We start from the raw sequence: 11,149 nt of genomic DNA on the forward strand, positions 1-11,149 counted from the left end.
CGCGGCCGCGACGGCGGACGAGCTTGTTCGCGCGGTGGCGAGTCATCAACGCCTTCAGCGAGTTGCGGATCTTCATCGTTCTAATCCTCGGTCAAACAAAAGGGGCGCCAAGGCGCCCGAAAACTGGGTTCTACATAAGGAAAGTGGCCCCGCCTGTCAACGCGCAATCACACCGGTTTTCCCCAATCTGTCGGCGTTAACGCGCAGGTGAACCTGAAACGCTATCGTGTCGGAAAACGCACCAGATACCGACACAATGGCCAGCGAACAGATCACCAAGACGGGCGTGCTCATCATCGACCCACAGACCAATATGGCGGCCCTGGTCGCCGGAATGCTGCGTAGCCTTGGCCGCCGCGATATCCGTGAAGCCTATGAGGGCACGCAGGCGCAATTCGAGCTCAAGCGCCGCCCATTCGACCTGATCATCATCGACGATCAATTGCGCGGCCCGGACGCCGTCGAACTTGTCAGGCGCCTGAGGGCTAGCACCGATTGCATCAATCGCCTTACGCCCGTGATCATGATGTCGGCCGCACCCGACGCGGCGAGCATTGCGGCCGCGCGGGACGCGGGTGTCACCGAATTCCTGCGCAAGCCTTTCGCAGCTGTCCACCTCAAGACGCGCATGGACACCATTGCCGCCAATCCGCGCCCTTTCATCGAGGCCGAGAGCTATGCCGGGCCCGACCGGCGGCGCCGGACAGAGGATGTCGGAAGCGCCGACCGGCGCTCCCGATAGGCGACCGACTGGTCAGGCCGCTGCGGCCGCGGCTTCCCGGCGCAAGCGGCGGCGTTCTTCGCGGCGCTTCATTTCTTCCTTGGGGTCGGGCACCGGAACAGAAGCAATGAGTTTCTTGGTGTAGTCATGGCGGGGCGCCATGACCACCTGCTCACTATCGCCGATTTCCACCACCTCGCCGAAATAGAGCACCATGATGCGCTGGGCGATATGGCGCACCACCGCAATGTCGTGCGCGATGAACAGCAGCGAGACGCCGAACTCCTTCTGCAGATCCATCAGCAGGTTGATCACCTGGGCCTGCACGGACACGTCCAGCGCCGAGACCGCCTCGTCGCAGACGATCAGCTTGGGCTTGGTGATCAGTGCCCGGGCGATGCCGATGCGCTGGCACTGGCCGCCGGAGAACTCGTGCGGGTACTTGTTGATCATGCTCGGCGACAGGCCCACCTTCTGCATCATTTCCGCCACGCGTGCGGTGCGCTCCGCCTTGTTGACGTTGGGATAGTGAATCAGCAGCGGTTCGGCGATGATGGCGCCGGCCGTCATGCGCGGGTTGAGCGAAGCCAGCGGATCCTGGAAGATCATCTGGATATCCTTGCGCAGGCCGACCAGCTCCTTGGGCGACATCTTGAGAATGTCCTTGCCCATCCACTTCGATTCCCCGCCCGAGGCCTGGATCAGCCGGATAATGGCCCGCGACAGGGTCGACTTGCCGCAGCCGCTTTCCCCCACAATACCCAGCGTCTCGCCGGCATGCAGGTCAAACGACACATCCTTGACTGCCTTGAGCACCTTGTGACCGCCAAACAGCCCGCCGGCGGGAATGTCGAAATGCACCGAGAGATTGCGTACCTCGAGAATGACGTCCTTCTCGCTCATGCTTCGCCCCTCTGGCTCATGAATTCATAGGAGACGGTGGAGAGGCGCTCCACCTTCTTGTCGAGCCGCGGCACGGCCGAGAGCAGTCCTTGGGTATAAGGGTGCTCAGGATTGGCGAAGAGGTCTTCAGTCTTGCGATATTCCATCACCTTGCCGTCGAACATCACCAGCGTGTCCTCGCAGGTGCCGGCCACGATTCCCAGATCGTGGGTGATGAGGATGATCGAGGCGCCGAAATCTTCCTGAAGGTCCACCAGGAGGTCGATAATCTCAGCCTGCACCGTCACGTCGAGCGCCGTGGTCGGTTCATCGGCGATCAGCAACTCCGGCCCGCACAAGAGGGACATGGCGATCATCACGCGCTGCCGCATGCCGCCCGAGAACTCGTGCGGATACATATGCACGCGGTTCTTCGCGTCCGGAATGCGCACCGCATCGAGGAACCGGACGCTTTCTGCCAGGGCCGCGCTATGGCTCATGCCCTTGTGGCGCTCGAGCACTTCGGTCATCTGCCGCGAGATGCGCAGATAGGGATTGAGCGATGTCATCGGGTCCTGGAAAATGATCCCGATCCGCGCGGCGCGATACTCGTTGATCTGCCGGAGCGGCAGGTTGAGGATTTCCTTGCCGTCGAACATGACCGAGCCGGTGGCGCGGCCATTCTTGGGCAAGAGCCCCATCAGGGCGAAGGCCCCCTGGGTCTTGCCCGAGCCGCTTTCGCCCACAATGGCCAGCGTCTTGCCCTTTTCCAGCGTGTAGGAAAGATCGCGCACCGCGTGCACGACCCCGTCCTGAGTGTCGAAATCGACCTTGAGGTTCTTTACTTCTAGCAAAGCCATGAAATTCGCTTCCTATCGATCCTTGGGATCCAGCGCGTCACGCAGGCCATCGCCGACATAGGTCAGGCAGAACAGCATGGTCACGAGCACGGCGGCTGGTGCCAGGAGCAGCCAGGGCATCACCTCGGCCACCGGCGCACCGGCGGAAATTAGCGTACCCAGCGACGTCTGTGGCTCCTGCACACCCAGGCCCAGATAGGAGAGGAAGCTCTCCGCGATGATGATTTCGGGAATGGTCAACGTGGCATAGATCACTACCGGACCGGTGAGGTTGGGCACGATGTGCCGCATGATAATGGTGAAGGGCTTGGCGCCACTGGCGCGCGCCGCCTCGACAAACTCCCGCTCCTTGAGCGTCAGCGTCTGCCCGCGCACGATACGCGCCATTGTCAGCCATTCAATGGCGCCGATACCCACGAACAGCAGCACCGGATTGCGCCCGAACATCACCACCAGGATGATGACAAACAGGATATAGGGCAGCGCATACATGACATCGACGATGCGCATCATGATGGCATCCACACGCCCGCCGAAATACCCTGCCACCGCGCCGTAGATGACCCCGATAAACACCGACACCAGTGTGGCGACGGCGGCCACGATCAGGCTCATCTGGGTACCCTGGAGAACGCGCGCCAGCATGTCGCGGCCGTTCTGGTCCGTGCCCAGATAATGCAGTGCCTCGAAATTTGGCGGCTTGCGGATATTGCTCCAATCCACCTGGCTATAGCCCCAGGGCACGAAATAGGGGCCGATAAAGGCCACCAGCACGATCAGCACCAAAACGCCGATGGAAACGACGGCCGCCTTGTTGCGCGTCAATCTGCGCAGCGCGTCCTGAGTGAGCGAACGGCCCTTGGGGGCGTCCAGCGCCGAAAGCTTGTCGGCATAGGTGGACAACACCTGGTCTTTACCCGTGATACCCGGCATCAGCGATACCTCACCTTGGGATCGAGCCAGGCATAGACAAGGTCAACGATCAGATTGAGTGCAAGAATGATGAACATGTAGAGAATGGTCGTGCCCAGGACGATGCCGTAGTCACGGTTGAGCGCGGCGGTGACAAAGTACTTGCCGATGCCGGGCAGGCCGAACACCTGTTCGACCGCCAGCGACCCGGTGAGCAGATAGGAGAGGCCCGGCCCAAGATAGGAAACCACCGGGATCAATGCCGGCTTGATGGCATGGCGCGCCATCACCAGGCGCTCGCCCAGGCCCTTGGCCCGCGCCGTGCGCACATAGTTGGAACCCAGCACTTCAATCATCGAGCCGCGCATCAGCCGGCTAATCCGGCCGGCATGCGGCCAGGCCAGCACTGTCACCGGCAGCACCAGATGCATCCAGCTGCCCGTGACCCAGCCCCCGGCGGGGAACCAGCCCAGATAGACGCCAAACCAGAGCTGCAGCAGCGCAGCCATCAGGAAGTTCGGGATGATGACGCCGACCATGACCAGCAAGACCAGCACATAGTCTGGCCACTTGTTCTGGTTCACGGCAGCGAACATGCCGGCCAGCACGCCGATCGCAGTCGCGATCACGAAGGCGGTCAGGGCCAGGGTCAGGGTAAAGGGGAAGCCAATGGCGATCAGGCGGCTGACCGAGAACCCCTCAACCACCATGGACGGGCCCAGATCGCCATGCAGCAGACGCCACACATAGATGAAGTACTGATTGATCAGTGGCTGATCCAGATTGTAGTGCGCACGCAGATTGGCCAGCACATTGGGCGGCAGCGCGCGCTCGCCGTCAAACGGACCGCCGGGCGCCAGGCGCAGAATGAAAAAACAGACTGTAACGGCGATCAGTGCAATCGGAATGGCCGAGAGCACGCGCCGAAAAGCGTATGAGAGCATTGGGTATGGCCTTCGCTGTCCGGGGCGCTGCGTCCACTGCGCGCCACACCGGAGAAAAGCTCGTGGGGCCGGAGGGCCCCACGATTTGGTTCCGGATTATTCCGACTTGGTCAGCCAGCGGGTGCGGTGCACGTCCTTGGCATTGTCTTCGAAGCCAGTGATGTAGGGCTTCACGACGTTCTTGGAGACATACCAGTAGATCGGGATCGCACCGAACTCGTCCATGGCGATCTTTTCGGCATCGGCCAGCATCTGGCCGCGGGCAGCCAGATCCTGCTCGCTGGAGGCCTGGTCGAGCAGCGCATCGAACTCGGCGTTCGAATAGCGGCCGTAATTGTTGCCCCAGTTCATGGTGCCGTCCTGCTCGATACCGGTCTTGAGCAGGTCAAGCGTGTTGGACGGATCGTTATAGTCGAGCAGCCAGCCGGCACGGCCGACCTGGAAGTCGCCAGCGCGCAGGGCGTCGTAGTGGACGGCCACTTCGGAGTTGAACAGCTCGACATTCACACCGATCGGCTCCCACATGGCGGCGATCGCGACGGCGATACGCTGGTGGTTGTCATTGGTGTTGTAGCGCAGCTGCAGATCGAGCGGATTGTCCGGGCCATAGCCGGCTTCGGTCATCAGCTCGGTGGCGCGGGCAACGCGATCCTCATAGGACATGGAGGCCCATTCCGGCGCATAGGCATTGTCGACATAATTGCCGGTGCCCGGCGGCACCCAACCATAGGCCGGCAGTTCGCCAGTACCCAGAATATCGGGACCGATCACATCGCGCAGGATCGAGATCGACAGCGCTTCGCGAACGCGAACGTCGTCAAACGGCGCAACTTCCTGGTTGATCACATAGTAGTAGATGCCCAGGAACGGCTCGACATGGGTCTCGCCCGGGATGTTTTCCTGCATCCAGGAATACTGGTCGGACGGGAAGTCGGTCAGAATGTCGAACTCGCCGGCACGGTAGCGGTTGAGCGCGGCAGCCTGGTCTTCCAGGACGTGGTAATAGACCTCATCGATCTGGACGTTCTCGGCGTCGTAATAGTCCTCGTTCTTTTCCGAACGGACATAGGAGCCGGGCAGCCATTCCACGATCTTGTAGGGACCGTTGGCGACGATGTTTTCCATTTCGATCCAGGCATCGCCATACTCTTCGACCAGGTGCTTGGGCACCGGATAGGCGGTGTAGTGGGTCAGCGCATCCAGGAAGAACGGGGTGGCAGCTTCAAGCGTGATCTCGAGCGTCTTGTCGTCGATCGCCTTGACACCGAGCTGGTCGAAATCGGTGATCTCGCCCGAGTTGATCGCAGCCGCATTCTTGATCGGGTACTGCAGATAGGCATAGTCCGAAGCGGTGGCCGGGTCGAACAGGCGCTGGAAGGCAAACACGAAGTCGCCCGCAGTCACCGGGGTGCCATCGGTCCACATCGCTTCATCGCGCAGATGGAAGGTGTAGACAGTACCGTCTTCCGAGATTTCCCAGCTCTCGGCCTGGCCCGGAATCGGGTTGGCGCCGGCATCTTCAGTCACCAGACCTTCGATATAGTCGCCGACAACGCGGTTTTCCCAGTCGCCGGACACCTTGTGCGGATCGAGCGAACCGGGGTCACCGCCATTGTGCATCTGCAGCGTCACGGCCGAAGCCGCCGAGCTCATCATCAGCGCCAGGGCGCCGGCGGTCGTCACCGCCTTCATGGCTGTGGTGATCTTCATTCTCGTCCCATCTCCTTGTGGAATTCTTGCGTTTCTCTGACTGGCTGTCGCTGACGTCGGACAGCTCATTCTTCTTCGCCGCCGGATTTTACCCGCCGGTCAAGATTGGTGGACGGTAATACCCAAATCCGTCCACTGACAAGCGAAAGATTGACCTAAACGTCATCCAGTGGTCGATTGTGAATACCCCCAATACGGGTCAGTTCGGGGCACGAAATTCTGTGCAATGCCATTCAGGCAGAACCAGATACCAACCGGCGCGCACGAGCGTGCGAGGCGCGCAAGCCCGTCCTAAAACGTTGCACTGGATCGGTTAGCCGCCCAAGCCCGCCCTTTGCACAAAAAAGATGACAAGGGCGACCGCGAGCAGAACCGCGAATGGCACCCAGGCCGGCATCGGCCCTCGCGGTTTCTTGACTGGCGGCTCAGGCTTCTTCTCAGGCCGCCGAAATTTCAGGACATTGTCACTCATGCCGCACTTTCTACCAGAGCGGCGACGCCCATGCCACCGGCCGTGCACACCGATATCAGCGCCTTCTTGTTGGCCTGGTTCGCAAGCAGCTTGGCCGTCAGACCCAGAATACGAGCCCCGGTTGCCGCAAAGGGATGCCCATAGGCCAGGCTCGAGCCCTTGACGTTGATCCTGGCCGGATCGATCTCGCCCAGCACGGTGTCGCGGCCGAGCACGTCCTTACAATAGGCTGGGTCCTTCCAGGCCTTGAGCGTGCACAGCACCTGCGCGGCGAAGGCCTCGTGCAATTCGAAATAGTCGATATCGTCAAAGCCGAGCCCGGCCCTGGAGAGCATTTCACTGACCGCAATGGTCGGGGCCATCAGCAGCCCCTCACCATGGGCGAAGTCATTGCCGGCGACGCGCCCGGTGGTGATATAAGCCTGGATCGGCAGGCCACGCGCCTTGGCCCATTCCTCGCTGGCCAGCAGCACGCCCGCCGCGCCATCGGTCAGCGGCGTCGAATTGCCCGCGGTCAGTGTCCCGTGACCGCTCTGCTTGTCGAAGGCCGGCTTGAGCGTGCTCATCTTGTCCAGGTTCGCATCGGGGCGGACATTGTTGTCCCTGACCAGCCCGGCACATGGAACGATCAGATCGTCATGAAAGCCTTCATCATAGGCAGCAGCCGCATTACGGTGGCTGGCCACTGCCAGCGCGTCCTGATCGCGGCGCGCGATCCCCCATTCCTTGGCCATCAGTTCGCAATGCTGGCCCATGGAGAGCCCGGTGCGCGGCTCGTTGACGGAAGGCGCTACCGGGGTCAGCTCACCGAAGGAAAAACCCTTGGTGAAGGCCTTGACCTTGTCACCGGTGGTTTTGGCCGCATTGGCGTCTAGCAGCCGATGCTGGAATTTTGGCCCGAAGACGATGGGGCTGTCCGAGACGGTATCGGAACCGGCAGCAATGCCACTCTCGATTTGACCGGAGGCAATCTTGCCGGCCAGCACCAGCGCCGCCTGCAGGCTCGTGCCGCAGGCGATCTGCATGGTCGTGCCCGGTGTGCGTGGCGAGAAGCCCGCGTCGAGCAGCGCTTCGCGGGCAATGTTGAAATCGCGCGAATGATTGATGACCGCCCCGGCGATCACCTCATCCACTTTTTCACCCTTGAGGCCGAACTTGTCCGCCAGCCCGCCCAGCACCGTGCCGAGCATGGAGAGATTGGTTTCATCCGCATAGGCGGTGCCGCCGCGGGCGAACGGAATGCGGGCAGAGCCGACAATGGCAACGCGCTTGAGTTCGGTCATGTCTGTTCTCCTCTTACGCGCGGCCATCGGCGCGAGCCTTCATTGGGCCGCCCAGGAAGGGCGCAAAGCCGGTGCCCATGATGACGCCGATATCGGCCAGTTCGGGCGAAGCAACGACTCCTTCGGCGACCACCACTTCCGTCATGTCGACCAGAGGCTTGACCAGTTCCTTGCCCAGCCCGGCAAGGTCGGGGTGGCTGGGCGTTTCACCCTTTTGCGCCTTGCCCTTCTCCCATTTGTAGAAGCCCTCGCCGGTCTTGCGGCCGAGTTTGCCTTCGGCAATCAGCCTGGCGAATTTGCTGTCGGCCGGAACGTCATGGCCCAGTTCGGTCGCCACTGACTTGCCAACATCCAAGCCCACCGTATCCATCAGCTCGATTGGGCCCATCGGCATGCCGAAGGCAACGGCGGCCGCATCAAGCAATTCCTTGCTCTCGCCCTTTTCCACCCGCTCCACGGCGCCCAGCATGTAGGGCATGAGCACGCGGTTGACGAGGAAGCCGGGCGCGGACTTGACCACCACCGGGGACTTGCCGATAGCCAGAGCGAAGCTGGCACCCTTGCCGATCTCCTCATCGGTATTGAACTTGGAGCGGATCACCTCGACCAGCGGCAATTGGGCCACTGGATTGAAGAAGTGCAGGCCGATCAGGCGGGCAGGATCCTTGAGTGCTTCGGCAATGCGTTCCAGCTCGATCGAGGACGTATTGGTCGCCATGATGGCGCCCGGCTTCATCTTGTCTTCAATGCCGCCGAAGATCTTCTGCTTGATCTCGAGCTTCTCCACCACCGCCTCGATGATCACATCGGCGCGGCCAACGCCCGTCCCGGTCGGATCGGCTGTCAGCCGCAACATGGCCGCATCGACCTCGCGCTTTTTCTTATAGCGCTTCTTGAACAGCGACTTGGCTCGATCCAGCGCCGGCTGGATGCGCTCCATATCGAGGTCCTGCAGGGTCACGCTCATGCCGCGATAGGCGCACCAGGCGGCGATATCGCCCCCCATCACACCGGCGCCGATCACATGCACGCGCGCGAACCTGGCGCCCTTCATGCCCTGCTTCTTGAGCCCCTCGGAGAGGAAGAACACGCGCCTCAGATTGCTCGCAGTTGGCGACCCCATGAGCGGCACAAAGGCGTCCACTTCGCCGCGGATCATCGCCCGCCAGTCATTGCCATGCTTTTCGAACAGGTCGATCAGGGCATAGGGGGCTGGATAGTGCTCCTTGCGGGCTTTCTTGCCAGCCTGCTTGCGCATCTGGTTCGCAATGGCCTCGCGCACCAGCGGCAGCGCCATCAGCTTTTTGGTCCAGCCCGCCTCGGTCGACTTGCGCCGGGTCAGCACCGCCTTGCGGCCTTCCCAGCGCAGCTGGTCGCGATGGCGAACGAGCTTATCCACCAGGTTGAGCCCCCGCGCCGCTCCGGCACGCAGCATCTTTCCGGTGAGCATGATCCCCATGGCATCGACCGGCCCGGCCTGGCGGATCGAGCGGCCCGTGCCGCCAAAACCGGGGAAGATGCCCAGATTGACTTCGGGAAAACCAATGCGGGTCTTGTCGTCATTGACGGCAATCCGGTAGTGGCAGGCCAGCGCCAGTTCCAGCCCACCGCCAAGGCAGAAGCCATGGATGCCGGCCACCACAGGCACCTTCAATGCCTCGATACGAGCGAACAGCGCATGGGTTCGCCGCAATGCCTCAGGCAGCACCGAAAAATCACTCATCGCATCGAATTCGGAAACATCGGCCCCGGCTATGAACCCGCTATCCTTGCCCGAAAGCAACACCACCCCAACCAGTTCGCCGGAATTGGCCAGGTCCTCAAAGCGCGACACCAGCGTTTCGAGCTCCATGATCGCCTCGCGGCTCAGCGTATTGACCGACGCGCCGGGCGTGTTGATCGTCAGCCAACCGATCTTTTCGAGATCGGTATGGAAGCTCCAATGCTTGGTCTCGGTTGCCTGTGGGGCGATCATGGTATTCCGTCCTCCGTGGCCGCGCCCTTCTGGTTCGAGGGTCGCTTCGCTCCCACCTCACCATGAGGGCTGTGGGAGCACCGGTTTATCGAGAACCCTCATGCTGATGTGCTTTGCACGGCAAAGCCTCCATGCATGAGGGCGTTTCCATATTATTCCGCCGCGGCGCGCGGGGCTGTTTCCTTGAGCACATCCATTTCGAAGTCATCGACATGGACCGCTTTGTTTGTCGCCTCGTCCGCGGCGCGCATGATGCCCGCCTCATTGTCGTTCAGCACACCAGCCGCCACCGCATCATCGATGGCATCGCGGTCCAGCCGCCGTTCGATCACGCCCCGGCGCGAGGCCTTGACGAACTTGGCCTCAATCTCCTCGGCCTCGGTCACCTTTAGGAACGCGTCTTCCAGAACGCCCGTCACATCATCGGGGTCCATCGAAACATAGACCCCCGTGGTCAGCCGGTCGCGGAAGGCACCGGGCCGCAGCACCGCACGCACGAAGCGGTAGTTGATGCGGTCCGAGGCCGGTTGAGCGTGGCGTCCCAGCGGGAAGCAGAGAATGCGCATGGCCCAGGCAAAGACCGGATTGGGGAAATTGGCGAACACTTCGGCAAAGGTCGCTTCGATGGAGGCCGCACGATCGGCCATAATGGCTTCGACCAGTTCCTTGTCCTCGGCAATCGAGCCTTCTTCCTCGAAGCGCTTGAGCGTTGCCGACATCAGGTAGAGGTCACCCAGAATATCGGCCATCCGGCCAGACAACTTCTGCTTGCGCTTGAGCGCGCCGCCGAGCACCACCGTGGTCCAGTCTGCGACCAGCGCAAAGTCCTGGCTATAGCGATGCAGGCGCCGGTACCACTTGGCCATCCCGCCTTCATTTGGCGAGGAGGCAAAGGCGCCATTGCTGAGGCCGTGCAGGAAGCTGGCCACGATGTTGCGCAGCATGAAGCCGGTATGCCCGCCAAAGGCCGCGTCGAACGCCTCGAGCCCGGCGCGTCTGTCCTTGTTCTGGGCCGCCTGGATTTCCTTGAGCAGATAGGGATGGGCGCGCAGTACACCCTGGGCAAAGGTCATCAGCGTGCGGGTGAGGATGTTTGCACCCTCCACCGTGATGGCCACCGGCATGGACTGGTAAGCGCCGAACAGGTAATTGCCCGGCCCGTCCTGGATGGCGCGGCCACCCTGGATGTCGAAGGCGTCGTCCATGCTGTCGCGCATGGCTTCGGTGGTGGTGTATTTGAGGAGGCCCGCAATGACGGCCGGGCGCTGGCCTTCATCCACCATCGAAGCGGTGAGGCGGCGTGTCGATTCATACATATAGGCCCGCTTGACCATCTCGCCGAGCGGCTCGGCCACGCCTTCCATGATGCCCACCGGAATGCCGAACTGGC

General features: G+C 61.8%; 9 protein-coding genes and 1 pseudogene. 1 reads left to right on the forward strand and 9 read right to left on the reverse strand.

The window, feature by feature from the left end; genetic code table 11:
• A pseudogene (locus tag QZ564_RS17885) lies at positions 1–76 on the reverse strand (50S ribosomal protein L36); the annotation flags it as partial.
• Between the two features lie 150 nt (positions 77–226).
• On the opposite strand from QZ564_RS17885, the gene QZ564_RS17890 reads away from it, so the two are divergent.
• Entirely contained in the window at positions 227–742 is a 516-nt protein-coding gene (locus QZ564_RS17890) for a response regulator (protein WP_297113021.1), read from the forward strand.
• A gap of 12 nt (positions 743–754) precedes the next feature.
• Here the strand turns inward: QZ564_RS17890 and QZ564_RS17895 are convergent, their stop codons facing one another.
• The 8 genes from QZ564_RS17895 to QZ564_RS17930 all read right to left on the reverse strand — a co-directional run.
• Positions 755–1,624, reverse strand: a complete 870-nt coding sequence (locus QZ564_RS17895) for an ATP-binding cassette domain-containing protein (RefSeq protein ID WP_297113024.1) — start codon at positions 1,622–1,624, stop codon at positions 755–757.
• Positions 1,621–2,463 carry an ATP-binding cassette domain-containing protein gene (locus QZ564_RS17900; protein WP_297113027.1) on the reverse strand — a complete coding sequence of 281 codons (843 nt, stop codon included), beginning with the start codon at positions 2,461–2,463 and terminating at the stop codon, positions 1,621–1,623. The genes QZ564_RS17895 and QZ564_RS17900 overlap by 4 nt, the downstream gene beginning before the upstream one ends.
• A gap of 12 nt (positions 2,464–2,475) precedes the next feature.
• Positions 2,476–3,396, reverse strand: coding sequence for an ABC transporter permease subunit (locus tag QZ564_RS17905; RefSeq protein WP_297113030.1), 921 nt, complete (start codon positions 3,394–3,396; stop codon positions 2,476–2,478).
• A complete protein-coding gene (locus QZ564_RS17910; RefSeq protein WP_297113033.1) occupies positions 3,396–4,319 on the reverse strand; it encodes an ABC transporter permease subunit in 924 nt (307 codons plus the stop codon). Before QZ564_RS17910 ends, QZ564_RS17905 begins: the two co-directional genes overlap by 1 nt.
• A gap of 96 nt (positions 4,320–4,415) precedes the next feature.
• A complete protein-coding gene (locus tag QZ564_RS17915) occupies positions 4,416–6,029 on the reverse strand; it encodes a peptide ABC transporter substrate-binding protein (protein ID WP_297113037.1) in 1,614 nt (537 codons plus the stop codon).
• A 468-nt stretch (positions 6,030–6,497) separates the two neighbouring features.
• Positions 6,498–7,784 (reverse strand): acetyl-CoA C-acetyltransferase, encoded by a 1,287-nt coding sequence (locus QZ564_RS17920; protein WP_297113040.1) that lies wholly within the window; start codon positions 7,782–7,784, stop codon positions 6,498–6,500.
• Between the two features lie 13 nt (positions 7,785–7,797).
• Complete coding sequence (locus QZ564_RS17925; RefSeq protein ID WP_297113043.1) at positions 7,798–9,759, reverse strand: 3-hydroxyacyl-CoA dehydrogenase NAD-binding domain-containing protein; 1,962 nt, start codon at positions 9,757–9,759, stop codon at positions 7,798–7,800.
• Between the two features lie 152 nt (positions 9,760–9,911).
• Positions 9,912–11,149 (reverse strand): acyl-CoA dehydrogenase domain-containing protein (locus tag QZ564_RS17930; protein WP_297113046.1); only part of this gene is annotated, 1,238 nt, incomplete at its 5' end.

The organism is uncultured Devosia sp. (assembly GCF_913055165.1).
Taxonomy (GTDB): Bacteria; Pseudomonadota; Alphaproteobacteria; order Rhizobiales; family Devosiaceae; genus Devosia.